The organism is Paenibacillus sp. lzh-N1, from assembly GCF_002872435.1.
Lineage (GTDB): Bacteria > Bacillota > Bacilli > Paenibacillales > Paenibacillaceae > Paenibacillus > Paenibacillus polymyxa_C.
Window position 1 is genome coordinate 3,921,754 of record NZ_CP025696.1, and the last position, 25,559, is coordinate 3,947,312.

Annotated in this window: 24 protein-coding genes; 17 read left to right on the plus strand and 7 right to left on the minus strand. The window is 44.8% G+C overall.

Annotated features, from left to right (window positions below; genetic code table 11):
- Positions 1 to 12 precede the first annotated feature (12 nt).
- The 3 genes from C0638_RS17665 to C0638_RS17675 all read left to right on the plus strand — a co-directional run bounded on the left by C0638_RS17665 (position 13) and on the right by C0638_RS17675 (position 3,328).
- Positions 13 to 879 (plus strand): DegV family protein, encoded by an 867-nt coding sequence (locus C0638_RS17665; protein WP_082689604.1) that lies wholly within the window; start codon positions 13 to 15, stop codon positions 877 to 879.
- A gap of 1 nt (position 880) precedes the next feature.
- A complete protein-coding gene (recG, locus tag C0638_RS17670) occupies positions 881 to 2,929 on the plus strand; it encodes an ATP-dependent DNA helicase RecG (protein WP_058710368.1) in 2,049 nt (682 codons plus the stop codon).
- Positions 2,930 to 3,040: 111 nt separating this feature from the next.
- On the plus strand, positions 3,041 to 3,328 hold the full coding sequence (locus C0638_RS17675) for a stage VI sporulation protein F (RefSeq protein ID WP_013371835.1): 288 nt from the start codon (positions 3,041 to 3,043) through the stop codon (positions 3,326 to 3,328).
- Positions 3,329 to 3,762: 434 nt separating this feature from the next.
- On the opposite strand, the gene C0638_RS17680 is transcribed toward C0638_RS17675, so the two are convergent.
- Positions 3,763 to 5,127, minus strand: coding sequence for an MFS transporter (locus C0638_RS17680; RefSeq protein ID WP_058710367.1), 1,365 nt, complete (start codon positions 5,125 to 5,127; stop codon positions 3,763 to 3,765).
- Positions 5,128 to 5,406: 279 nt separating this feature from the next.
- On the opposite strand from C0638_RS17680, the gene C0638_RS17685 reads away from it, so the two are divergent.
- A complete protein-coding gene (locus tag C0638_RS17685) occupies positions 5,407 to 6,246 on the plus strand; it encodes an AraC family transcriptional regulator (RefSeq protein WP_013371832.1) in 840 nt (279 codons plus the stop codon).
- Between the two features lie 136 nt (positions 6,247 to 6,382).
- Positions 6,383 to 7,240 (plus strand): GRP family sugar transporter, encoded by an 858-nt coding sequence (locus tag C0638_RS17690; protein WP_058710366.1) that lies wholly within the window; start codon positions 6,383 to 6,385, stop codon positions 7,238 to 7,240.
- 127 nt (positions 7,241 to 7,367) lie between these two features.
- Here the strand turns inward: C0638_RS17690 and C0638_RS17695 are convergent, their stop codons facing one another.
- Positions 7,368 to 8,636: a DNA polymerase IV gene (locus C0638_RS17695; protein WP_040103418.1), complete on the minus strand. Its 1,269-nt coding sequence runs from the start codon at positions 8,634 to 8,636 to the stop codon at positions 7,368 to 7,370.
- Positions 8,637 to 8,852: 216 nt separating this feature from the next.
- Here C0638_RS17695 and C0638_RS17700 point away from each other — a divergent pair, with 216 nt between their 5' ends.
- The gene (locus C0638_RS17700; protein ID WP_058712607.1) at positions 8,853 to 11,378 is read left to right on the plus strand and encodes a transglycosylase domain-containing protein; all 2,526 of its coding nucleotides are present in this window, start codon (positions 8,853 to 8,855) and stop codon (positions 11,376 to 11,378) included.
- Between the two features lie 176 nt (positions 11,379 to 11,554).
- Here the strand turns inward: C0638_RS17700 and C0638_RS17705 are convergent, their stop codons facing one another.
- On the minus strand, positions 11,555 to 11,968 hold the full coding sequence (locus C0638_RS17705) for a YhjD family protein (protein ID WP_013371828.1): 414 nt from the start codon (positions 11,966 to 11,968) through the stop codon (positions 11,555 to 11,557).
- A gap of 304 nt (positions 11,969 to 12,272) precedes the next feature.
- Here C0638_RS17705 and C0638_RS17710 point away from each other — a divergent pair, with 304 nt between their 5' ends.
- Positions 12,273 to 13,199, plus strand: coding sequence for a DMT family transporter (locus C0638_RS17710; protein ID WP_013371827.1), 927 nt, complete (start codon positions 12,273 to 12,275; stop codon positions 13,197 to 13,199).
- 421 nt (positions 13,200 to 13,620) lie between these two features.
- A complete protein-coding gene (locus C0638_RS17715) occupies positions 13,621 to 14,325 on the plus strand; it encodes a YitT family protein (protein WP_013371826.1) in 705 nt (234 codons plus the stop codon).
- A gap of 210 nt (positions 14,326 to 14,535) precedes the next feature.
- Here the strand turns inward: C0638_RS17715 and C0638_RS17720 are convergent, their stop codons facing one another.
- Complete coding sequence (locus tag C0638_RS17720; protein WP_013371825.1) at positions 14,536 to 14,733, minus strand: DUF2188 domain-containing protein; 198 nt, start codon at positions 14,731 to 14,733, stop codon at positions 14,536 to 14,538.
- A gap of 152 nt (positions 14,734 to 14,885) precedes the next feature.
- On the opposite strand from C0638_RS17720, the gene C0638_RS17725 reads away from it, so the two are divergent.
- Positions 14,886 to 15,689: a lipid II flippase Amj family protein gene (locus tag C0638_RS17725; protein ID WP_025674972.1), complete on the plus strand. Its 804-nt coding sequence runs from the start codon at positions 14,886 to 14,888 to the stop codon at positions 15,687 to 15,689.
- Between the two features lie 93 nt (positions 15,690 to 15,782).
- On the opposite strand, the gene msrA is transcribed toward C0638_RS17725, so the two are convergent.
- Positions 15,783 to 16,754, minus strand: coding sequence for a peptide-methionine (S)-S-oxide reductase MsrA (gene msrA / locus C0638_RS17730; protein WP_013371823.1), 972 nt, complete (start codon positions 16,752 to 16,754; stop codon positions 15,783 to 15,785).
- 181 nt (positions 16,755 to 16,935) lie between these two features.
- On the minus strand, positions 16,936 to 17,553 hold the full coding sequence (locus C0638_RS17735) for a TVP38/TMEM64 family protein (protein WP_058711553.1): 618 nt from the start codon (positions 17,551 to 17,553) through the stop codon (positions 16,936 to 16,938).
- 354 nt (positions 17,554 to 17,907) lie between these two features.
- Here C0638_RS17735 and C0638_RS17740 point away from each other — a divergent pair, with 354 nt between their 5' ends.
- The 5 genes from C0638_RS17740 to C0638_RS17760 all read left to right on the plus strand — a co-directional run bounded on the left by C0638_RS17740 (position 17,908) and on the right by C0638_RS17760 (position 22,266).
- Positions 17,908 to 18,597 carry a TerC family protein gene (locus C0638_RS17740; RefSeq protein ID WP_040103425.1) on the plus strand — a complete coding sequence of 230 codons (690 nt, stop codon included), beginning with the start codon at positions 17,908 to 17,910 and terminating at the stop codon, positions 18,595 to 18,597.
- A gap of 161 nt (positions 18,598 to 18,758) precedes the next feature.
- Positions 18,759 to 19,703 carry a Gfo/Idh/MocA family protein gene (locus C0638_RS17745; protein WP_040103426.1) on the plus strand — a complete coding sequence of 315 codons (945 nt, stop codon included), beginning with the start codon at positions 18,759 to 18,761 and terminating at the stop codon, positions 19,701 to 19,703.
- Between the two features lie 55 nt (positions 19,704 to 19,758).
- Positions 19,759 to 20,079: a hypothetical protein gene (locus C0638_RS17750; RefSeq protein ID WP_058711552.1), complete on the plus strand. Its 321-nt coding sequence runs from the start codon at positions 19,759 to 19,761 to the stop codon at positions 20,077 to 20,079.
- 99 nt (positions 20,080 to 20,178) lie between these two features.
- A complete protein-coding gene (locus tag C0638_RS26060; RefSeq protein ID WP_058711551.1) occupies positions 20,179 to 20,457 on the plus strand; it encodes a hypothetical protein in 279 nt (92 codons plus the stop codon).
- Positions 20,458 to 20,781: 324 nt separating this feature from the next.
- Positions 20,782 to 22,266: an alpha-N-arabinofuranosidase gene (locus tag C0638_RS17760; RefSeq protein WP_058711550.1), complete on the plus strand. Its 1,485-nt coding sequence runs from the start codon at positions 20,782 to 20,784 to the stop codon at positions 22,264 to 22,266.
- Between the two features lie 81 nt (positions 22,267 to 22,347).
- Here C0638_RS17760 and C0638_RS17765 read toward each other — a convergent pair whose 3' ends face one another.
- Entirely contained in the window at positions 22,348 to 23,166 is an 819-nt protein-coding gene (locus C0638_RS17765) for an AraC family transcriptional regulator (RefSeq protein ID WP_016822319.1), read from the minus strand.
- 307 nt (positions 23,167 to 23,473) lie between these two features.
- On the opposite strand from C0638_RS17765, the gene C0638_RS25765 reads away from it, so the two are divergent.
- From C0638_RS25765 to C0638_RS17780, 3 genes are read left to right on the plus strand one after another with little or no spacing between them, the layout of a single operon-like run.
- The gene (locus tag C0638_RS25765; RefSeq protein ID WP_233902221.1) at positions 23,474 to 23,620 is read left to right on the plus strand and encodes a hypothetical protein; all 147 of its coding nucleotides are present in this window, start codon (positions 23,474 to 23,476) and stop codon (positions 23,618 to 23,620) included.
- A gap of 33 nt (positions 23,621 to 23,653) precedes the next feature.
- The gene (locus tag C0638_RS17775) at positions 23,654 to 24,421 is read left to right on the plus strand and encodes a sugar phosphate isomerase/epimerase family protein (RefSeq protein ID WP_058711549.1); all 768 of its coding nucleotides are present in this window, start codon (positions 23,654 to 23,656) and stop codon (positions 24,419 to 24,421) included.
- Positions 24,414 to 25,496 carry a Gfo/Idh/MocA family protein gene (locus C0638_RS17780; RefSeq protein ID WP_013371813.1) on the plus strand — a complete coding sequence of 361 codons (1,083 nt, stop codon included), beginning with the start codon at positions 24,414 to 24,416 and terminating at the stop codon, positions 25,494 to 25,496. The genes C0638_RS17775 and C0638_RS17780 overlap by 8 nt, the downstream gene beginning before the upstream one ends.
- Positions 25,497 to 25,559: the final 63 nt, after the last annotated feature.

The following is a 25,559-nucleotide window of genomic DNA, read 5'->3' on the forward strand; positions in this document are numbered from 1 at the left end:
GAGGTCTGACTGATGAGAACTATCATTTTGACGGATAGCACGGCTGATATTCCACAGGAAATAGCAGATCGTCTCGGCATAGTCATTGTACCATTGACAGTGATGTTCGGTAGCACAGCTTACCTGGATGGTATTGAGATGTCAGCTGCACAGTTTTACAGCGAACTGGTACGGGCTGATGAACTGCCTACAACGTCACAGCCATCACCAGCCCGTTTTTTGGAGACGTATACGGAGCTGTTGGAGCAATACCCCGAGAGCCAGATTATCTCCATCCATTTATCCTCCGGTGTGAGCGGAACGTACCAGTCCGCTCTGCTGGGCAAATCCATGTTGGAGAAGCATGAAGATAGAGTGACCGTTATGGATTCCAAGTCGGCCTCGTACGGATACGGTATGCTCGTGGTTTATGCTGCAGAGCTGGCGGCCGCCGGGCAATCCCCGACTGAAATTATTCAGGGTGTGGAACGTCTTGGGGAACGCCGTTGTTTGTATTTCCTGGTGGATACACTGGAATACTTGCAAAAAGGCGGACGTATTGGCAAGGCAGCGGCTATGGTTGGTACGTTGCTTAACATTAAGCCAATTCTTTCGATTGACAAAGAAGGTATTATTTATTCGGCTGATAAGGCGAGAGGGAATAAAAAAGCGACAGCACGAATTATTGAACTGCTGGAGCGGGATTTAAAAGGCCAAAAAATTAATATTGCTGTGGGTCATACGGCAGATCGCTCGGCGGCAGAAGCGTTCGTGGCTCAGCTGGCAGAGCATTTTGAGCTGAGCGATCAAATATATACTGAACTTGGCGCTGTGATCGGAACTCATGTGGGACCAGGAACGATTGGTATTTTTGCATGGCCGGCCGGAGATGAGAGGTAATATGCTGCAATTGGATCAAATACCATTAAAACAAATACATGGCGTGAGTGCTCTCAAAGAGGGAGAGCTTCACGCTTTTGGCATTTCTAACGTGCAAGATATGCTGGAATATTATCCGTTTCGGTATGAAGATTACCGGCTGCGCTCGCTAAGCGAAGTGAAGGACGGAGATAAGATTACAGTACAGGCGAAAATTATGGGCATTCCGGTCCTTCAGCGTTACGGGCGCAAATCAAGGTTGACTTGTAAATTGATGGCTGAGGATTGGATGTTTACTGCAACATGGTTTAATCGGCATTTTTTGAGGGATCAGCTAACATCAGGTCGTGAAATTGTGGTGACTGGTAAATGGGATCTTAAGCGAATGCAGATGACTGTTGCAGACTCTGAGTTCCCTGATAAAGGAGTGGCCCGTTCAGGGACACTTCAACCGGTGTACTCTATAGGTGGCAAGATTACGCAGAGCTGGATGCGAAAAACAATGAATCAGACACTCCAGCAGTTTGGTGAAATGATTCCCGAGATATTGCCAGATCTGCTGGTACGCAAGTATAGTATGATGCCACGCAAGCAGGCCATTGCAGGTATTCACCAACCTCAGGACAATCGAGAGGGACAAGAGGCTCGGCGACGAATGGTGTATGAGGAGCTATTTTTATTCCAGCTGAAAATGCAGGCATTCCGGGCGTTAAATCGTGGTCGAGCGGACGGGGTGGTGCATACGGTGGATAACGCCACGATCCGTGAATTTGTGAGGGCTTTGCCTTTTGAATTAACGGATGCACAGAAGAAGGTTGAGCTTGAAATACTGCATGATCTACGCTCACCTTATTGTATGAACCGTCTGCTTCAAGGGGATGTTGGGTCGGGGAAAACAGTGGTTGCTGCCATCGGTTTATTTGCAACAGTACGTTCTGGTTTTCAGGGAGCACTGATGGTGCCAACCGAAATATTGGCCGAGCAGCATATGCGGTCGCTTCACAAGCTGTTTGAACCCTTTGGAATCAGCGTGGGATTACTGACAGGAAGTACAACTGGGAAGAAGCGTAAGGAGTTGCTTGCCGCTCTTCAAATGGGTCTGCTGGATATTGTGGTGGGCACGCATGCCCTTATTCAGGAGGATGTGTATTTCCGCCAGCTTGGACTAGTTGTGACGGATGAGCAGCACAGGTTCGGAGTCAACCAGCGTAGCGTACTGCGCCGTAAGGGCTACAATCCCGATGTGCTGACCATGACGGCCACACCGATCCCGCGTACGCTGGCGATTACTGCTTTTGGTGATATGGATGTTTCTACGATATCAGAGCGGCCCAAGGGACGTATTCCAATTTCTACGTATTGGGTGAAGCACGAACTGATGGATCGAGTGCTCGGTTTTATTTCTCGTGAGGTAGATCAGGGACGGCAGGCTTATCTGATTTGTCCGTTGATTGAAGAGTCAGAGAAGCTGGACGTACAGAATGCCATCGATCTGCATATCCAAATGCAGCAGGCTTTTCCACATTATCGCGTTGGGCTGTTGCACGGACGAATGACTCCTGCAGAAAAGGAAGAAGTTATGCGTTCCTTCTATGCAAATGAGGTTCAGCTACTTGTTTCAACCACAGTTGTAGAGGTGGGGGTAGATGTGCCCAATGCGACGCTAATGATCATTATGGATGCAGATCGCTTTGGATTGTCCCAGTTGCATCAGTTACGTGGACGTGTTGGAAGAGGCGCACATGCCTCATACTGTGTACTGATTGCTGATCCTAAGTCGGAGGTTGGTCAGGAACGGATGAAGGTTATGACCGATACAGACGATGGTTTTGAGGTTGCTAGACGCGATCTGGATTTGAGAGGGCCGGGGGACTTTTTTGGCACCAAGCAGAGCGGGTTGCCCGAGTTTCGGTTAGCAGATATGGTAGCGGACTTTGAGGTGCTGGAAAAGGCACGTGAGGATGCAACGGATCTGATCAAAGACTCCTCTTTTTGGACATCTCCGCAGTATGAAGCACTTCGCGGTTATTTGCAAAAAGAGCAGATTTTCCAAGGGGATCTTATCGACTGACCCATGATGAATGATGAGGATGCTCTAAACGTTTTTAACAGATAGGCACAATGGACAGGCTGGCCGTCATATATTTGGGAATGACCGAATGATATGGGAGGTGTGGCAACATTGAGCTATCAGCAATATGGAATTAGTCCGCAACTGGTGGAGCGGATTAAGTTAAAAATGAAAAATCGTGTGCTCAAGGAGCGGGTTAAGCAGCAGATTGAGGGCGTGACCAAAGCAGATCTGCAAAACAAAGCTAAGGTGCGCCATCTTGTGAAGACCACTTCTGCTATTTTAAACGAGCGATTGACGGCTACACAGGAGGAGCAACTGACCGCCTTCGTATTGGCACAAAAAATTGATCCGTCCAATACGTTCCATCTGATCAAGCTATGGGGGATGTTCCGTTGATTGCTGTTCGAAGGGGTGCTTCAAAGCACTTTCTATGTTTTATGTGAAGCATAGATAAAAAGGATTGCCTGATGTTTAGGCGATCCTTTTTGGCTTTATTTTAGGTTTTTGTATTTCATTCCCCGGGCAATAGGCAGTGGTCTTAGTGTGAAATTCTATTTGTAATGACCGCCAATCTTGATAGACCATTCCATGGCCTGTACATCTGGACGTACCGTTGTTCGGTGTTGAAAGTGCTCCCTGCCCCAGACGCCTGATCATTGAATTCGCCGCACGGGGCGGTAGCTGTGTTCGATAAAACGGTCAAATTGGTCTAGGTATGCAGTTCAGCTTCTGTTTAGACTTGGATAAGTTCATATGGAAGACTCCTTTAATGATGTGTTTAAGAAAAGCTTTATTCGACCCTCAACCTTACCTGAAGGATCAGAATCCGGTTACTGTACGGATGGTTCACCTTGTTCCCGTCTTGCTCGAACCTCCTGGACAATTTTTCTGTTCATTGTTTCCGTCAGCTCATAATTTTTCATTGGAAATACGGAGAGAAATGTCAGAACCCCCGGAATAATCGTAAATAGTAGTGTGAGCCAAATAAGAGTTGTATTTGTTTGGACTATATTGGGCTGGTAACCCGCCAACGCTAGCGCATAACCACCCACGGCGCTGCCGATTGCGGCCGCCAATTTGGCCCGAAAAACGTTAGCTGAGAACACCATCCCCTCTGATCTGTTTCCTGTTTTCCACTCTCCATAATCGACGCAATCTGCTAGCATTGTGGACATGACAACATAGTTCAGCCCCACGCCAAAAGAAATGATACAGCTGAGAATAAAGACAAGTACAATAGAGTTGCCGCAGAAGAAAAGGGTTATCATGGATATGGAGGTGATTAGCACCCCAGCTATGCTAGTGCCTTTTTTGCCGATCCACTTGGCAATGAACGGAACTGCGACGTTGCCTGCGATTTGAAAGCCCACGGTTAGTCCCATAAACAGTGGAATGAATGCTTCGGCACCTAGGTTGTATTTGAAATAATACAGAGTAAACGCATTACGGATGTTGGCAGTCATTTCGATAATAAAAAACGAGATGATCAACAGCCGCAAAGGTCGGTTTTCAATGAAGAAAAGGCGGAGTACTCCTTTTAACGTTTGTTTTTCATGTCGAGGCACTACGTGTTTTTCTTTTACGCCAAACACCGTAAACATCATGCAGACGAAAAACAGACCACAAAGTACAGCAACGGCTCCAGCCCATCCGTTGAAGAAATGGACGAGGGGAAACGCTACGACATTGACCGTCCATAAGCCAGCACTTGCAACCGTACGAGGGACAGTCACGACCTTGGTTCGTTCTGCAGCATCTTTGGTTATGGCGGCGGACAGTGACCAATACGGAATGTCCAATATGGAATAGCTAATGCTCCAAGCGATATAGGTAACATAGGCATAAACCAGCTTCCCGGCGGAAGAAAGGTCCGGACTGAGGAAAAGCGCCAAGGTGGTGAGTGTTACCAAGAAAGCCCCGCTGAACATGTAAGGCCTAAATTTCCCCCAACGCGTATTCGTGTTGTCGACTGCAATGCCAATAAAGATGTCAACGACCGCGTCAATCACCCGTGCCACCATCAGCAATGTTCCGACTGCAAGCGCATTCAATCCGAAGCTGTCAGTATAGAAGAACATGAGATAAACGGCGGTTAAATTGTAAATAACATTCATCCCATAACTACTCAGTGAGTAAGAGATAAGTGTTTTTAAACTGACTTTGTCGTTATTTTTTGCAGATGCAGAAGTAAGCATATTTTAACCCCTTTCAAAAATTGACGATCATAACAGCCTGTTATGATATTTTGTTATGAGAACTTGTAAGCGTTATCTTGAGATACAGAATAACAAAAGCTGTGGAAGGAGTACATGATTTTTCTAAAGTAGAAGATAGTAAAAACAAAGATTATTGCATACATTTACAGATCAAGGTTTCATTTTAGGTCTTAGAATATGCTTCTTAATTTATGCTATATTTGTTACGAGGACACCGTCCTTGGTTAACTATAAAATTCTGAAGCATGGAGGTTAGGGATGGGTGACAATATGATTCAATTTGTAGATACACGTACCAGTTCAAAGCATAAAAATATTACAGATTTAATTCTGTATAATTGTGGATCGGAGCCTTGTTCTCCCAACCAGGATTTCGGACCTATCGCCAGGGATTTCAATCTTATTCACTTTGTATTAAAGGGTAGAGGCAAGCTGGTATTAGATAAGGAAACATATAACATAGAGAAGGGACAGGCTTTTTTAATCCCTGCCAATAAGGCCGCTTATTATCAAGCTGATGAGTACGAGCCATGGGAGTACAGCTGGGTAGGGTTTATGGGGATCAAATCCGAAATGTACTTGCAGAATATCTCTCTTGTTCAGGATAATCCGTATGTGGTAAGTATCGGAGACATCACTTTTTTTCATTCGACTATTCTTGAAATGCTTCGTATAGGGAATAATACACTTTCTTCATCCTTGGCTATTCAGGGCTATTTGTGCCATATTCTTGCCAAGTTGGTGCATGAATCAGGTGAAACGATGCCTGTGAAAGAAGAGCTTCCCTATTCAGTTCAAGCTATCAACTATATGGAGAAAAACTACAACGGTGGCATTCAAATTAGTGAGGTGGCAGAGTATCTCGGACTTCACCCCAATTACTTGACCTCTGTTTTTAAGCAGGAAATAGGTGAAACACCGAAGCAGTATTTAATGAACATTCGGATTAAAAAGGCATGCGAGCTGTTACAGGATACCAGTTACTCTATTCAAGTAATCTCCAATTCTGTCGGTTACTCGGATCAACTGACCTTTTCGCGGGCATTTAAAAATATGATGGGCATTTCCCCCAGCGCTTATCGTGAAAAAATTCTTTGATTTTACTATATATATCTTCTAAAAATACTGGTGCTTGAGGTAGGGTTGTTTTGATATCGTAAAGCTGTTGGTTTTTCCTGCATGGTATTTTAAAGGATTGCACGGAAGAACTCACTTTACGAGAGGGGAACTGCATGTGGATACACTCATTGCCTTTATTCCAGCCATAGGCTGGGGATTCATGCCAATACTGGCGCAACTGACAAAAGCCAGTCCTCGCGAGCAACTGATGGGGACGGTCATCGGTGCCGTATTGTTCGCACTGTGCCTGTATTCGTACTCACCTGTTAACTTTCAAGTCACACCATTTATTGTGAGCTTTGTCTCTGGTGTGTTTTGGTCCGTAGGACAGTTGCTTCAATTTCAAGCTTTCCAGAAAGTAAGCGTTTCAACGGCCATTCCTATTATTTGCGGGCTACAACTCATGGGAACGACGCTTTTTGCAGCACTAATCTTGGGCGAATGGACGACCGGGTACCAAATTGGTATTGGATCAGCAGCGCTTATATTTATTTTGTCTGGCATCTTGCTGACGAGCTATCAGGGGAGATCAAGTGGTTTGTCCAAGCCCTTGCCCCTTCAAATTCTTGTCATGTTGGTTTGTTCAGGTATAGCCTTAACCTTGTATGTTATTATTAATCAAATCTTTCATGTCTCCGGTCTGTCAGTCATCTTACCGCAATCACTTGGCATGTTGTGTTCAGCGCTTTTAATGAACTGTAAGGGAGGGCAGAAGCTCCATTTGGTTCAGGTGCTGCGCAATTTGTCTACGGGTTTGTCGTGGAGCGTAGCGAATTTGGCGCTATTTATTTCGAATGGGCTTATTGGGGTCACTGCCAGTTTTCCCATCTCTCAGGCGAGTATCGCCATCTCCTGCGTTGGGAGTATTCTGATTTTCAGGGAAAAGAAGAGCCCGGGGGGATGGCTTCGTCTATTGGCTGGCATTATGGTAATCATGGTCGGAGTGGGATTGATTAGCCTGGTCAAGCTCTGAGAATATTCAGAATTAAGAACTGTACATGCAGTACGGCTACAGATGGTTAGGGTATATGAGTCGATGATTAAATAGATTTGTGTGATCCAGAATCCTTTCAGGTTGTAAAGTAGATCTATTTAATGTCTTACTTATAATGCCCCCCAATCTTCCTGGATCTTTCCAGGGCCTGGCCGACATGAGTGAGGGAGGAAGCTCTTATGATCGCCGTATTGCCGTAGCGCTCCTTAATGCTGTCGGTGGCTTTCTCTAGGGAGCGTGCCCGTTTCTCATCCTCAAAAAAGGAAACCTGGTACGTTTCCGCATCCATTAGACTGCTTAGGCTAACGCCCAGTCGCCTTACCGGCATGCGGTCCCAAAATTTATAGAAAATTTCCTTGGCGGCTTTGTAAATTTTATTCGTGTTGTTAGTCGGATCGGGCAGCTTCATCTGGCGCGAAAACCCGGTGGGCGACTCAAACGGGCTGCACATGCAACTGACAGTAACGACATATCCCATATACCCTTTGCGCCGGCTGTCCTGACATACTTCCTCGGTGAGCTCGAGCAGAACGGTTTCCACTTCCGCAGGCTGGAGATAGTCTCGGGGAAGAGTCATCATATGACCGATGGATTTAGGAGGTGTCTCAAATGTTTCCGGCTTAACCGGGCTATGATCGATCCCGTTAGCAGTTCGCCATATCACCTCTGCCTGTATGTTGGACTGTTTGCCGAAATGAGAGCGGAATCTGTCCTGAAGCCGGGGTAAGGGAGTACGGGCGATGTCCCCAATGGTATACAGTCCAAGCCTCTCCAAATGTCGTTCCATACGCGAACCGATACCGAACATAAGACGTACTGGTTGGGGCCACAGCAAAGTTGCAATGTCAGACGCAGGCAACAAGAAAATGCCGCTGTCATTTTTTTTAGCCCATATATCTGTTGCGGTTTTAGCCAGCATTTTATTGGGACCGATACCAATTCGAATCCATACTCCTGTTTGTGCGAGCACTTTCTGCTGAATTTCACTTGCAATGCTCATCGGATCTCCGAACAGGGAGAGACTTCCGCTCATATCTAGAAATTGTTCATCAATGCTGAAAACCTCAACCAAATCCGTATATTCATTATAAATTTCTGTTATTTTTAATGAGACATCGATATAATGCTGCATGCGCGGGCGTACAATGATAAGGTCAGGACATTTTTTTACAGCTTCTCCCAGACGTTCTGCAGTGGATATACCAAGTTTTTTTGCCAGCGGACACGCAGCTAAAATAATGCCTGAACGAAGTGCAGGGTCACCGGCCACAACGAGCGGCTTATGTTGGTAAGTGGGATTATCCGCTTTTTCGACGCTGGTGTAAAAGCTTTGACAGTCCGCTAGAAATATGGTTCTACTTCCACGCTCCTTCACAATGTTGGTCTCCTCCCCTGATATGTAATTGATCATATTCCAAAATATTCTTGAACGTATACTCTTATAGTAGTATTATATACAGAACAAGTGTTCCTAATACAAATGTATTTTTTGGAACATTACAGTTTACGGGAAACCTAGCATGGCGTATCATATTATCTTGAACAAAAACAAGTGGAAATGAATGAATATTGAGGGGAGAAAACCATTTTTATGAACCCAAAACGTCGACCATCATCTCAAAAACGCAGTAGGTGGCGCATTTTTGGCAGAGTTTTGCTGATTAATATCAAGTGGTTCTCGCTTGCGGGTGTACTTGGAGTGCTGTTTGCCGGAGGTCTTATATCCGGTTATGTGGCGGCACTGGTTCATGATGAACCTGTACGATCACGTCAATTGATATATGAAAAGGTAAATGAGAATGCTCTGACCAGCTTTGTATTTTTTAATGATCAGGTAACTCCGGTTGGAAGAATGCGCATGGAGGAGGACCGACAGCTCGTTGACCTGAAGGATGTTCCTCAGTCCATTGTGGATGCCCTCATTTCAACGGAAGACAGCCAATTTTATGAGCACCATGGTGTAGATTTAAAGGGGACGGCTCGTGCTGTCAAGCAGAAGCTTTTGAATGAAAACCGCCAAACTGGCGGCAGCACACTGACACAGCAGGTAGCCCGAAGAGTTTTCCTGAGTCTGGATAAAACGGACAGCCGAAAGGTGAAGGAAATGCTGCTGGCACTACGTATGGAGCGTTTTATGGGCAAAGACAAAATATTAACGGCTTACTTAAATAAAATGCCTTTTGGTAATGGTTCCGCTGGTTACAATTTGTATGGAATCAAGTCTGCTTCGTTAGGGATTTTCAATGTAAGCGACCTACATAAGCTTCATATTGCTCAAGCGGCTTATTTGGCAGGTCTTCCACAGCTGCCATCTGTTTATTCCGCTTTTGATGGTAAAGGGAATTTTGATGAAGAAGGTTTCAATAAAGCGATGGAGCGCCAACGCGTTGTGTTGGGAAGAATGCTGGCAACAGGCAAACTCACGCTGTCCGAATATAACGAGGCGCTTCAATTTGATGTGAGAGCGACTCTTGCTCCACATCGCGAAAAAAGCTATAACACATTCCCTTATTTGATGCTGGAAACAGAGCGGGAGGCCGCACAGTTGTTAGCACTCCAGCAAAATCCGAATCTCACAGCAGCCGAGATTTCTAAGCCTGAGCATGCTGAACTTCTTCAAAATACGCGAGAAGAGTTGCAACGATCCGGCTATCGAATTTATACAACGATAAATAAAAAAATTTATAGCAATATGCGGCAGATTGCAGCCAATCCACAAAATTTTTCTCCATACAGTAAGAAGAAGGGGCTAGAACAGATTGCAGCAATCATGATTGATCATAAGACAGGGGCTATCCTCGGTATGATCGAGGGCCGGGATTTTAATACCGAGCAAATGAACTATGCAACTCAAATGACACGTCAGCCGGGTTCTGCCATGAAGCCTATTGCTGCTTACTTACCTGCTTTGGAGAAGGGCTACACTCAGCCCGCCGGTCTTATTGATGATTCACAAATCATATTGAAAGACGGACGTAAGGGTTATCATATTCCTAAAAATTATAACAGAAGGTATGAAGGGCTTATGACAGCCCGTGAAGCACTCAATCGGTCAATCAACATCCCTGCACTGAGGCTGTTTTTATATGAAGTTAAAATTCCAAATGCTTGGAATTTTGTGCGTTCTCTTGGAATTACAACGATTCAACCACAGGATGAACATGCTCAAACAGGAGTGCTAGGTGGACTTAGTAAGGGGGTATCCGTCGAGGAACTGACCGCAGCATATGGGACAATTCCCAATATGGGCGTGTATAATGCCCCTCACTTGATCAGTAAAATTACAGATGCCAACGGTAAGATTGTATATGAATTTAAACCACAGACAAAGCGTGTATATTCGCAGCAAACCGCATTTTTGATGACGGATATGCTCAGAACCGTTATATCAGACCCGAGAGGAACTGGCAAACGTCTGCAAAAAGCTTTTAAAAGCTACGGTACCATTGATATCGCGGGTAAAACGGGTACGACACAGAACTTTGGTGATGTGTGGTTTATGGGATACACACCTGACGTTACGCTAGGCGTCTGGGCTGGTTATCGCCAACAGGTTAATACATTATCTCAAGAAGGTCACACCAGAGCACAGTCTGTGTGGGCACTGATCATGAATGAGGCGGTCAAGGACCAGCCTGAGCTTTTTAAGAATAAGCATTTTATACAGCCGGAAGGCGTTGTGAAAGTTACAGTATCTAGTCTTACAGGTAAGCTGCCAGGGCGTTATTCTCGCCAATCGGGTCACCTCGTGACTGACTGGTTTAACCAAAAGTATGTGCCGACCGAAGTCGGAAGAGAACAGCTTCCACGTTCTGCTAGACCAGTAGTTCCGTCCAAACCAGAGGTCAAGAAAGAAGATGTCCCTGAGGTTAAGGTGCCTGCAACAGATCAAGAAGAGGTTCCACCAGAGGAAACAGCTCCTGCTGTTCCTGACACAGATGCAGAGGTCGAACCGCTTGATGAGAATAACGATGTGCCATCAACAGATACATCGCAACCTTCTATTGAAAACGAGCCGGAGACACCTTCTGAATCAGAGAACCAGAGTGGTGCTCCAAAAACTCAGCCTGACGAGGTTATCTATCCTGAACCAACGGCTGATCAATCCAACAACTAAGCAACACGGGCGATCAGTCTGTTGTAATTATGAGTAGAGCCAGCATTTTATGCGGCTCTGCTCTTTTTTTTCATATTTTAGATTTCTCCTTTTTGAAAATACGAGCCAAATTATTTGCTATGTAACCAATGGGCTTTAAAATCTTCTCTTTGTTTAGGCAAGTAGGCAAGGCGAGATTATAAGGGGGCATAGTCTTGGGTCAGATCAATTCCCAGGTAGTATCCGAGTTTACGCCGAACCTCACTGCGGGCAAAGGATGAAAGCATGAAAAATCGCCTTTGGTAACCGCGGCATACATACAAAACCTCTACGCCTTCATGATTTCGGATTTCGCTGTATATTTTCACTCCCTGTCTTTTCATTCGCGCTTTTGTTTCTGCTAATTGAACAGTTATGCGCTGTTGTACTTCAGTCAGGCTACGAATATACAAATCGGGCATTTTTAGAGGAGAGATATTCATAATACGAATGTCTCGTTCCAACACATCTAGCACAAGAGTTAGAAGTACACACATCTTGATCAGTCCTGCGTCTTCTTCAGAAGGCAAAGGAGCTTTATGCTTGTTATCAAGTACCTTTTTGTTTGTCATAAATATCTCCTTTACTTGGAGTAAAATTACAATATATAATAAGTGTATAGAACACACGTTCTGTATATACTTCATCATAGAGATTTTTCTATTGCCAAAGCAATCATCAATTATTGGAAAAGGGGCAGGGAGCCCTACTTCCATGTGCCATTGCCTAAAGGTTCTTTCGTATATGACCGATGACAGTCAAACAGAGTTTGTGTTAAGCTGATGGATAAAAAACCTTACATAGAAGGGGATAGTGTTCTGCTAGCGGTCATTTTTACTATTTAACTTAAGAAAGTAGAGAAAGAAGGTTTACATATTGTCACGTTCGTTATATGTAGCTTTATTATTGTTGAGCCTTATTTGGGGCGGTTCCTTTATGTTTATTAAGGTGTTATTGCTACATCAAGTAGGACCGTGGACCATTGTATTTCTGCGCTCCAGCTTTGGTCTTATTTTTATCGTCTTATTAATGCTTCTTATGCGCAAGCCGTTTAAAATCAAAAGCATTCCGTGGAAATCGGTTATTCTGGTAGCATGTGTCAACATGGTTTTACCATGGACATTGATTGGTTTTAGTGAGACCAGAATAGCTAGCAGCATGGCTTCTGTATTGAATGCGACCACGCCAATATGGACTATGTTGGTGGGCCTTGTCTTCTTCGGAGCTATATTTCATCGCCTGCAGTGGTTAGGAATGGGGCTCGCTTTTATAGGAATTATTATTTTATTGGGTATTAATCCTGCCTCTATTATTTCTGTTGATCCTGTAGGTTTTGGATGTATGCTGCTTGCGACTCTCTGCTACGGATTTGGAACACAGCTCTCCAAACGTTTTCTCTCCAATCTTTCCATGTATCAGGCTACCTTTGCGACACTGTTTGGTGCGGCAGCAGGGGGTGGTATTATGATGGCAATTGTAGAGAGACCGGATTTGTCGATCGTTTCTGTTCCAGGAGTATTGGGTTCCCTCATAGGGCTAGGAGTTTTGGGATCAGGGGTAGCATATATCTTGTTCAACTATATGATTTTGCGCGGGAGTGCGGAATTCGCTTCTTCGGTAACGTATTTTGTACCCGTGAGCGCCATCGTATGGGGCTTTTTACTTCTGAATGAGCATATCGGCTGGAACGTGCTGACCGGGCTGCTTCTTATACTCGGGGGCGTATTTATGGCCAATCAGCGCAGAACAGCCAAACTAAGGGTAATAGCTCCAAGTGAAAATAAAACTCACTCAGGTCATTAAGTGTGTATTCGCCAAACCTTTGGTATAATGCGTCAACTCGCACATACAATAAAGCATGCTCGCACATAAAATAAAATATGGTGCAGCAAAAAAAGCAAGCTGTTTAGCAGGTGACAAGGTGTGGTATAATAAATTATAGAATTATATGCACCACAGAAATGTCGGAGTTTTATTCCACAAAAGAAAGGATCAGGATACCATGTGTCCCCGAAGGATACTTCCCCAAAGGACGATTTGGAAACGATTTGATCTGTCTTATACTTAGCTTTTCCGCGGAGTAACGTCAAGTTGCGAAAGCCAACTCTGCGGAAGAGGGGATTGTACATGCGAAGGACCAAGTCCTCCAGGCACATCTTACCAGGTTGCTTCCGTAAGAGTGGGTTCATCCACATCAAACTTACGAGAAACCGAGGGAGCCTGTATGAGGAAAACTTACGAATCTATCGTGAACAATGGAGCACTGAGACAGATTGCTGTCATGTTGCTCGGAACATGCATTTTAGCTTTTACGTACTATCACATTAATGCCCAGAATCATTTATCAGAGGGCGGATTTGCAGGCTTAGCTTTGCTGGGTCATTATGCGTTTGGCATATCTCCAGCATGGAGTATGCTGATGCTTGATGTTCCCGTCATATTGCTAGCATGGGTACTGAAGGGCAAAAGATTTATGATGCTAGCATTAATCGGAGCCGTCGCCTTTTCACTGTTTTATGCAGGATTTGAGAAATATTCGACTCTGGTTATAGACCTGCATGGAAATCTGCTAATAGCAGCTCTACTTTGTGGGGTGCTCACAGGTTTAGGAGCCGGAATCGTACTGCGATTCGGTGGAGCAACCGGGGGCGATGATATTTTGTCTCTGCTAATCAGCGAGTGGCGCGGATGGAAAATCGGCAATGTGTTTATCGTCAGTGACATCATCGTACTGGGATTATCGCTGTTGTATCTGCCTGTGAAGGAAACAATGTTTACAATACTGGCTGTGTGGCTTGCCGGAAAAATAATTACATGGACGACCACGTTCCAATTGCACCGACCTGTGAAAAAGGTACTGCCAGCGGCTATTCCCGCTAAAAAGGTAGTTGCCAAAACAGTGCCGGTCGTCCACAGCCTTCGTCAATAAGGAAAGGGTGTTACGTCAGGAGAGAAATCTTCTTACGTGACACCCTTTCGCTGTATTTAGCTTCATCAGAAAGGCTTTAAAGTAGAATGGATACGTCCGTTTTGTTCATGAATATTTGCAGAAATCTATTGCTATTCTACAAATCTTTGAGCTTCGTCCACCGATTCATTTTTGTATTTAAAGGTTGACATGGGCTGTTCGTCTCTCTCTTCATTGATTGCTCGGCGATTCTCGTGCGGCTGGATGATTATCGTTCCATTCCTCAGCTTGTGCAGTGGCAATCGCAATCGCACGCCCTTCTTCATAGCCTTCGCGGAGTAGAGCGTTAGCGATATCAACGGCTTTTTCTCGCACACGGGGTTCTAGATTTTTCATGGATGGCGGGTAATCATGTTTGTTCCAAGGCATGGTTGCACACTCCTTTTTAGCAGATGATGTATTATGTATTACCCGTTGTCGGCTTAGACAAACAAAAATTAAAGTAATGAATATATTGTAAAATTTATCTTAAGAAAAAGCGTATAATGGTGTGCAGAATACCAGAAAAAGGAGTGAAACATTTGCTTGCCTGGGGTTTCGTTTTTTTACTAACCATCATCATTCATACTACCGATAGCTTGTCCTATGCTCTTCGGCTTGGTGGTTTGCGAGCACGTCGGATTGGATTGGCATTAACCGTGGCCGGAATGCTGCTGTTGGTTTCACGTACCTCCAATATGGCACAGGGACCTTTACTTGGAGGGATGGTCGATCAGGCTAAAGAGGCAGCACAATTGGGCGGAACGGATATGAGACTGGAACTGTATATGCACGGGGTACTGCTGGCCGCCACCGTTGGGACTATGCTTGCTATATTACTGTATCCAACAGTAGTACGCATGTCAGCCAGATGGATTGTACATTTGGAGAATACTGGATCTATCCCGGCTTTAATACGTCATTTAATGAGGCGAAATCGCTGGAAGCATGCAGGCTACTACATAAAGCGCCCTAGCTGGTCCATGTTTACCTCCCTAATCAGTGGAGTGATCCCCAAGCGTCTAATTATTTTAAATATTGCCGTTACCGCAATTTATACAACCGGAGTGGTATCTGCCTTGTATGCGTCATTCCTATGGCCCGCTCAAGGTACGGCAATGTCAATGTCGTCAGGCTTAATCAATGGTGTCGCGACGGTATTGTTGACCTTGTTAATTGATCCAAGATTGGCGGTGTTGTCAGAAAAAACGCTACGAGGGGAGCTGCCCCTAATCCGAATGAACAGCGTGTACGGATGGATGATCATCTCGCGTTTGGCAGGAACTTTATTAGCTCAGCTATTGCTGGTACCGCTAGCCATTTGGCTTGGGTGGGTGATGAGCTAAATCAGTAGATGCGCTACCATATCAAAAAAAAGCTGACCCGTGATCATCGAATACAGATAGATTCCGGGTCAGCCTCGTTATTTTTACGGCTACTTACTTTTCAAATAATGACTTATAGGCTCCATATCCTTCACGCTCCAAGTCTTCCTGAGGCACAAAGCGGAGCGCGGCAGAATTGATGCAATAACGCAAACCCTCTGGACCTGGACCATCATCGAATACGTGCCCTAAATGGGAATCTGCTTCGCGACTTCGCACCTCGGTACGAATCATGAAATGGCTGAGATCGGTCTTTTCTTTGACATTGTAACTGCGCAACGGACGGGTAAAGCTAGGCCAGCCGCAACCCGCATCATATTTGTCCAGTGAACTAAACAAAGGCTCTCCTGATACGATATCCACGTAAATGCCTTCAGCTTCATGATCCCAAAACTCATTTTGAAATGGGCGCTCGGTTGCGTTTTTTTGTGTTACTTCGTATTGAATAGGCGTCAGCCGATCTTTAAGATCGGATTTATCAATCTTGGCAGACCAATTTTGCTCAATAAAATCTTCACGTCCTGAGCCTTTGCGATAGCGTTTGTAGTGAGCGGGGTTCTTCTTATGATAGTCCTGATGATACTCTTCTGCTTCATAAAAAGTTGCCGCAGGCAGGATAGATGTAGCAATGGGCTTGTCAAAACGGCCACTTTGAGCGAGAGCTTCTTTGGAAGCCTCTGCCTTGATGCGTTGTTCATCATTATGATAGAAAATAGCCGTTTGGTAGGATGAACCTCTATCGTGGAACTGTCCACCTTCATCCGTTGGATCAATCTGTTGCCAAAATAGCTCCAACAGTTTTTCATATGGGAACACTTGAGGGTCGAATGTAATTTGTACGGCTTCCACATGTCCCGTTGTTTCAGAGCATACCTCTTCATAGGTAGGATTTTCGGTATGTCCCCCTGTATATCCAGATCTAACCTTCAAAATACCGGGCATTTCCTCAAAAGGGGAGACCATGCACCAGAAGCAGCCACCCGCAAAAGTTGCCTTTTCTACCGTATTTGGATTGTTGGTGCTCATATTTTATCACTCCAATCTGAGAATGTTTAATTAGTTGTTATTTAAATAGCTTACAATTAAATTATATACGGGATTTTTGCAAAATCCAACGGAACATCAGAAAGTACTCAGTTGCGTAGCTGTAGTGTGTCCCAAAAACTGCAATGAAACATTCTACAGAAGCGATACAAACTCATTGGTGTTATGTTTTGTTGGCGCGCCTAACTCTTTTTCTGTAAAGTACAAACCCTCCACCTACCAGTGCAGTATATAGCAGCAAAATAAGCAAACCCGTGATTGGATGTTCCGCAAAGGTACCGCCTGCATAAGCATACACTGCAATTGCGGGAAGTTTGCCGATCGCTGTACCTAGCATAAAGCTCCAAAACGGAAACCCTGCTACTCCGGCATATACATTTACAGCTGCCTGAGGAATGACTGGAATCAAGCGAGCCAGTAGCACAGCAGTAAAAGGCTCTTTCTCCATGACCTGGTTGAAGCGCTCCAGTGCGGGAACACGCTCCAAATATGTACGTCCTTTGTCACGGAACAGGGTACGTACAGCACTGTAAACGACCAACGCAGCCAAAGTAGTGCCAAGCCAGCAAATCAAAGCACCTTGCCAGGCGCCTGCTGCATAAGCAATGGAAGCGATAATCAGCTTGTAAGGGATAAACGGAATTAATGCGAATAAAAATGCGAGCAGTAGCAGAACCGGAAAGGAGGTTTGCTTGTTTGCCCATGCGAGCCAATCATATCTGTAGATAAACGCGATGCAGAGCAGCGAAACATAAGCCGCGGGGAGTAACCATTTTTTCATTTATATACCTCTTTCAATATCCCTGTTCGGCTTATTGCTTATACAGAAAAAAATGGGGTTCACATTCCCAAAAATGTATGCTATACTGCCACTAACAGAATAGTTCCCAAAGGGGAGTAGCTCAGCGAGTAAAGTCGTCATTACGGGATTCTTAATCCCCGGCTTTATTGGCAACGTAATGTTGTAAGCGAGACCTTTGCCAGGATTTTAGGAATCCGGGTAAATGGTCTTTTTTTGATGCCAAAATTGGGTCAAGCGCCGTTTCCGGATTCCGCGAAATGGCGCTTTTTTTTTAGTATAAAGCGCTGAACTATGTACAGTATAACAAATAAACAAAGAAGGTGGGAGAAACGTATGGATTTTTTGTCAATTGAGTTTTTAACCGCATTATTGTCCATTATTATCATTGATCTGGTGCTAGCTGGTGACAATGCGATCGTAATTGGCTTGGCGGCGCGGAATGTTGATAAGGCCAATCAAAAGAAGGTCATTATCTGGGGAACGGTCGGAGCAGTCGTCATTCGTGTGATTGCTACAGTGCTGGTCACATACTTACTGCAAATATATGGATTGCGTTTGGTTGGGGGTCTGGCCCTTATCTATATCGCCTATAAGTTGTTGGTCGAAGAGAAAAAACATGAAATTTCAGCTACAAATCAGATGTGGGCAGCGATTCGCACCATTATTATTGCGGATACAATGATGGGACTCGATAATGTGCTTGCTGTTGCGGGAGCCGCTCATGGAAATATGCTACTTGTTATTCTCGGTCTGGCAATCTCCGTTCCGATCATGGTGTGGGGAAGCACGATTATTCTGAAACTGACAGAACGTTACCCAGTAGTGATCACGATTGGAGCCGCAGTATTAGCGTATACCGCTGCTAAAATGGTGGTGGCCGAGCCATTAATTGCACACTGGTTCGCAAATGGAGTCGTTAAATACGGTTTTGAAGCCTTGATTGTAGTTCTGGTTGTAGCCATCGGGATGCGTGTTAAAAAAGTAAAAAGTGAGAAAACAAAAAAAGAAGCGTTGCACGCATAAGCTAACTTATATTGAAGTAATCTGGCTGAGCTGGATACTCAAGTCTTAGAGGCTGTTCCTCAGATCCATCTGGATCAGGAGCAGTCTCTTTTCTTTGCTTGTCAGCGGACTTCCATGTAAACTAGACAACAGATGAAATGAGTGATTAGAGGTGGAACCATATGGACAAGCAAATCAAGACAAGAGTAGCTATTGCAGGATTAGGTGGAATCGCTCGTAAAGTGTATCTGCCGTTACTGGCTGCACACCAAGGCGTAGACATTGTAGGAGTGATGAACCGTTCACAGGAGCCGGTCAGTTCTACTATGGAGCAGTATAGACTACCAAGAGGAACGACGGACGTGAAGGAAATGCTGGCATGGGAGCCGGAAGCTGTATTTATACATGCGGCCACCGAAGCTCATTTTGACCTAGTTATGGCGTGTATTGAAAAAGGGATAGCGGTGTACGTAGATAAACCATTGTCCTATGATGTTCGTCAGAATTTGGAAATGACTGCTTTCGCGGAAGCACAGGCTGTACTGCTGGCGGTAGGTTTTAATCGACGTTTTGCTCCGCACTATGTGGCTGCAAAAGCTTGGCTAGAGGAAGTGGGCGGTTTCAGTCAATGTGCGGCGATTAAACACCGAACTGGATATGATCGTAGACCGGCGACACAGACGGTTTATGATGATTTAATTCATATGCTTGATTTGCTACTGTGGCTGGGTGGCGATAATTATGAGCTACTACATAGTAGTCTGGATACAACAAGTGAAGGGTATATGGACGCTGCGTTCGGGACTTTGCGTTTGGGGAATGCTGCCGGTACATACAGTATGAGCAGACAGGCAGGAGCTGACATAGAGAAGCTGGAGCTTCACGGGGCAGGACGGTCTGTTGAAGTCACGAATATGGAACAGGCTGTTTTCATGCAAAAAAATCATTTATCACGAACGCAAACTTTTGGAAGCTGGGAGACAATATTGGAAAGACGGGGATTCACCGGGGTGGTGAATCATTTTCTGGAGCATATTCATCGTCCGGAGGAGTGTGCTATACAAGCTGGAAAAGTGTTGGAAAGCCATATGCTAGCGGAAGAACTGATTAGTGGTTTGAGTGATTAATATCGAACCATGATGATCCAGACATCAAGAATTAGGTTGAAGGAGAAATGTATCAATGGAAGAAGACAACCGCGGTAAACAGGTAGAAGAAGCCATCATTGAAAATTATAAGCAAGAAGAAGATATGATGATCCTTGTGTTTGCTCAATGGTGCATCAATAACGACTTGGAGCCAGAGGAATTATATCGTGCGGCGTATCCGCAGCAGGATAGCAACGAGCGTCTGCTGCGAATACGCAAGCTGACTGTATCGCGCGAAGAAGCAGGTGATATTCCGCTGGATACGGTATTAGGGGTGCTGTCTATGTTCGGAAATGAGGACTTGGCGATGGTCGTATCCGAGGCGGCCGCCCAGCTCCCGTCGGAACGAAAATAAGTCCACCTAAAATAAAGCATCTGGCAAAGTCATTCGTGGCATCGTGGAAATAAACTGTTTTTACTGAGGATATTGTTGATCGGGGAGGGTAAGCTGACGATGGAAGATATACCTGTGCCCAGTACTTGTAAAGGCTGTGAAAGAGATATCGCTTTATCGGAAGAGCAAATTACCAGAATTCTTAACAATATGAGACCCAAAATGGATTGTGTAAACGATGAAGTTTACAAAGCCAGACTGTTGGCCTGTGCACAATGCGATGAGTTAATGTCCGGTCACACATGTGGCATTAGTGGAAGTATTGTTCGTATACGTGCCTTGGCAGTAACTCAAAATTGTCCCAGTTACCACGGTTCACGTTGGCAAGAATCATCTTAAAAAATGCAAAGCCCAGACTCGGTTAAATCTGAGATTACAGGCTAAAGTAGTCATACCCTGGTCTGCCTTAATGGCAGACCTTTTTGGTTTGCTTGGACTTTGTTGTTAGCAATTGACAAATTGTAGACAATAAAATATATTAAACACGTAAAATGTTTTTGTTTAATCATTAATATTTATATTAATAAAAGGATTGTTAGGTGTGACAATGTGTAATATTAGAGTTCGAAAAGAGAACGGTAGTGTGAGTGTAATTTATGCGGTTATGAAAGCGTAATCATTTTTGTGATACTTCAACAATTTTAATGTTTGGGAGGTTTTGTGGTGAAGGGTTCTGTTATTGTAAATACCGATTGGGAACAGGGCGTTATTAATAAAAATATTTATGGACAATTTGCCGAGCATCTTGGACGATGCATTTATGAAGGTTTATGGGTGGGACAGGACTCTCCAATCCCTAACACTGACGGAATTCGAAATGATGTGGTGGAAGCGCTCAAACAGCTGAACATTCCTGTGCTGCGTTGGCCAGGGGGCTGTTTTGCCGATGAATATCATTGGAAAGATGGGATCGGACCGAAAGAAAACCGCAAAAGAATGGTAAATACGCACTGGGGCGGTGTGGTTGAAAATAACCATTTTGGTACACATGAGTTTTTCCAATTGTGTGAGCTATTGAATGCAGAGCCGTATATCTGTGGGAATGTAGGCAGTGGTACAGTGCAGGAAATGTCGGAGTGGGTAGAGTACATGACCTTTGACGGGGAGTCCCCTATGGCTGCATGGCGTCAGGAAAACGGTCGTGAGAAACCATGGAAGCTCAAATATTTTGGAGTTGGTAACGAAAACTGGGGTTGTGGCGGTAACATGCGCCCGGAATATTATGCTGACCTGTATCGCCGCTATCAGACATATGTCCGTAATTATGGAGAGAATCGCATTTATCGAATAGCTGGTGGGGCGAATGTGGATGATTATCGTTGGACCGAAGTACTGATGCGCGAAGCCGGGCACCTTATGGACGGTTTGAGTCTACACAACTACACAATACCGGGGAGTTGGGAAGGGAAACGACACGCAGTCGGTTTTGATGAAGCAGAATGGTTTGAGACGATGAAAAAATCATTGCACATGGATGAATTGATTACTCGCCACTCTGCCATTATGGACCAATATGATCCTGACAAACGAGTTGGGCTGATCGTCGATGAATGGGGAACTTGGTTCCTGACCGAACCAGGTACCAATCCTGGCTTCCTGCATCAGCAAAATACGATGCGGGATGCGCTGGTAGCCGGACTACACCTGCACATATTCCATAATCATCATGATCGTGTGCAGATGACGAATATTGCTCAAATGGTCAACGTTTTGCAAGCGATGGTTCTAACTGAAGGCCCTGCTATGCTGTTGACCCCGACATACCATGTATTTGAAATGTTCAAAGTGCATCAGGATGCACAAGCACTGGCTATTCATGCGAAGGTAGGCAATTATGAGTATGACGGAGACTCCATCCCACAAGTAAGTGTGTCCGCCTCTAAGGCACAAGATGGCTTTATTCATATAAGCTTATGCAATGTCCATCCGGGCGAATCGGCAAATTTGAGCCTTGAGCTAAGAGGGCTCGAAGAGGTTAAGAAGATCAATGGTGTTTTCTTAGCCAGTGACGATATGCAGGCACATAATACATTTGATCAGCCAGAGCGTGTGAAAAAGGAAACTTTTACATCTTATCAGCTGCAAGGTCAGCATTTGGATGTTACACTGCCACCGATGTCGGTTGTGATGCTGACGATTGCTCCGTAAAAACAGATTGTGTATGTAAGTAGTACCCGTTATATCATCCGTTAGGAAAAAGAGAGCGTTCAGGGGAACGCTCTCTTTTTCCTACAATTGCTCGCGGTGTATCATTCTGAACTCCTTGGGCGACATACCAAAGCGGGAACGAAATACACGGTGAAAGTATGTGTAGTTTGCAAATCCTGACGATTCGGCGGCTTGTTCCAGTGACATGGGACTGAAAATGATACGCTCCCTTGCCATGTTGAGCCTGACGTCCAGTGTGTACTGCATAATGCTCGTATCGAACGTTTCCTTAAACAGGTGTACCGCTCGGGATACGCTGATCCCGACGTGTGAAGACACGTCATCCAGCTTAAAATTAGATGATGCATTTTCTTCAATATAATTTTTTATCTGATAAGCAAGATAGTTATGATGAGTAGCTGTGGGCTGCTCGGATAGTATACGGTCAAACTCCAAACATAAAATGCGTATGTAATAGCTTGATATTTCCGGGTAAGGATTAGAAATACGTCGCTGCTCCAACACGAGCTGACGAAATAGGCCAAGCAGGGCTTCTGTGAGCTGAACCTTAATTCGGTTGGGACGTTTGTGATGATTCCACCACTCATCTACCCAGGGGCCACCGAAAAAAATGTGATAATCCCCACTTTCTACAACCTGCTCTCCCATGGGGTTCAACTCACTGTGAATATCCAGTTCATAAGGCTCGGTCGGATTGAACAGCAGCAGATCACCTGCCTCAATCCGTGTCATTTTCCCGTCAATGCGTGCTTGACAGCGTCCATCTGTTTGCAGACGGAATAAATAATTTTTGATTCCATCAGGCTGGTTCGAATAAAAGGGCTTACGGTGGAAGGAATAGCCTGCGGTAAGAACCTGGCAAGGCTCAATGATAGACATGATGATGACTCCTTTTGGGCATATGGCTGTTTCAAATATTGACCAGATTGTTCATGTTTTAATCATATTATTCATTTTAAACGAAAGCAAAATAGAATACCATGTGAACTGTAAAGCTTACATGTTAGATGAGAAAGTACATGTTAGAGGCCAAGGAGTGTGAAGACGTAAAACGAATAAGGCCGGGATTATCAGCTGTGGTAACACTAGCTCGGTATATCTTAAAATTCTCCAAACCAACCCGCCCTTTGAAGTAGTGATCTTTGGTGATCTATTGAATGGAAGGGCCAAGGAGAGGGTCGATAAATTGAGTGTTGTAAACGTATACAAAGTGGATAGATCGATGCTTCGGCCTGAGATGGAGTTTGCATTTTATCTGCCGGTACCTGGCTGCCAGGCACTGCAGATGTGCGATACCAGAGGCGGGCAAGCAGGTGTAATGGAACAGATATAACGAAAATTCATCCTAACGAAGAGGTGAAGGGGATTGACTAAAGTAGGATTACAATTATACACAGTTAGGGAAGAGCTTGAACAGGATTTTGAAGGCACATTACGCAAGGTAGCTGAGCTGGGCTATAAAGGGGTTGAGTTTCATAGCTTCTTTGGGCGTAGTGCCAAGGATGTCAGGGCGCTTTTGGATGAACTAAATCTGGAAGTTGTCGGAACTCATATACAATACAGCCGCTTGCTGCATCATTTGGATGAGGAAATTGCATATCACAAAGAATTGGGCAACAAGTACCTCATTGTTCCTTATTTAACCGAAGAAGAGCGGGAGTGGGATGACCTTTTTGTTAATCTGAATCGTATTGGTAAAAAAGTAAAGGAGCATGGGTTGATACTGGCTTATCACAATCATGATTTTGAACTAACAGAGAAAATCAATGATCGCCCGGTATTCGATGCTTTATATGATGCGGTTCCCGATGATTTGTTACAGGTCGAAATGGATACTTGTTGGGTATACTATGGGGGCTATGATCCAGTGGAATACATCGGACGATATCGTGGACGCCTGCCTATCATTCACTTAAAGGATATGGCACGCGACGAGCAGCAAAAAGCAGTTACTGTAGAGTTAGGCCAAGGAGAAGTGCAGCTTCAGACCATTACGGATGCCGCTATTGAAGCAGGTGTGGATTGGGTTGTTGTGGAACAAGATTTCAGCTCAAATCCTCCAATCGAAAGCATTGAAACCAGTATGAAGTGGCTCCAACAATACGCAGCTCAGGGAGGAAATATTCATGTCTAAAACACTCAAGATCGGGATTATCGGTTGTGGGGGCATTGCTAACGGTAAACACTTGCCGAGTCTTGCCAAGCAAAAGAGAGCAGAAATCATTGCTTTCTGTGACATTATACAGGAACGTGCTGAAGAGGCTGCTGAAAAGTATGGTGCTGAAGGATCGCAAGTTTATAGCGACTACCGTCAGCTGCTAGAAAATAAAGACATTGAAGTTGTGCATGTATGTACCCCTAACGACTCGCACTCAGAAATTACGGTAGCGGCCCTTGAGGCAGGTAAGCATGTATTATGTGAAAAGCCAATGGCTAAAACTGCTGAGCAGGCACGGGAAATGCTTGATGCGGCCAACCGTACAGGCAAAAAGCTATCCATTGCTTATCAAAATCGTTATCGTGATGACAGTCTGTATCTGAAGCAATTGGTCGAGCAAGGAGAGCTTGGTGAGATTTATCTTGGTAAAGCCATTGCTCTACGCCGCCGTGCGGTTCCCACCTGGGGAGTGTTCTTGGATGAAGAGAAACAGGGTGGTGGCCCGCTGATTGATATCGGCACACACGCACTTGATTTGACACTCTGGCTGATGGATAATTACAAGCCTAAAAGTGTACTAGGTTCAACCTTCCATAAGCTGGGAGATCGAAAAAATGCAGCCAATGCTTTTGGACCGTGGAATCCTGATGAATTTAAAGTAGAGGACTCAGCTTTTGGATTCATCACCATGCAAAATGGAGCCACAATTGTATTGGAATCCAGCTGGGCATTAAATGTTGTAGAGTTTGGTGAAGCCAAGACGTTGTTATGCGGTACCGAAGGCGGAGCAGATATGCAGGATGGGTTGCGTATTAACGGAGAAAAGAACAGCCGCTTGTTTGACACGAAAATAGATCTGGATGCAGGAGGAGTGGCCTTTTACTCCGGTGAAACGGAAAATGAGGCAGACCGTGAAGCCCGTCTGTGGATTGAATCTATTTTGGACGACAAAGAACTCCTTGTGAAGCCGGAGCAGGCACTGGTGGTTACTGAAATTTTGGAAGCCATCTATGAATCGGCCCGTACAGGAAAAGCAGTTTATTTTGACTAAGCCTTGTAATGATCCCGAATAGACAATCACTATAATGAAAGCAGCTTTTTTCACATATGATAC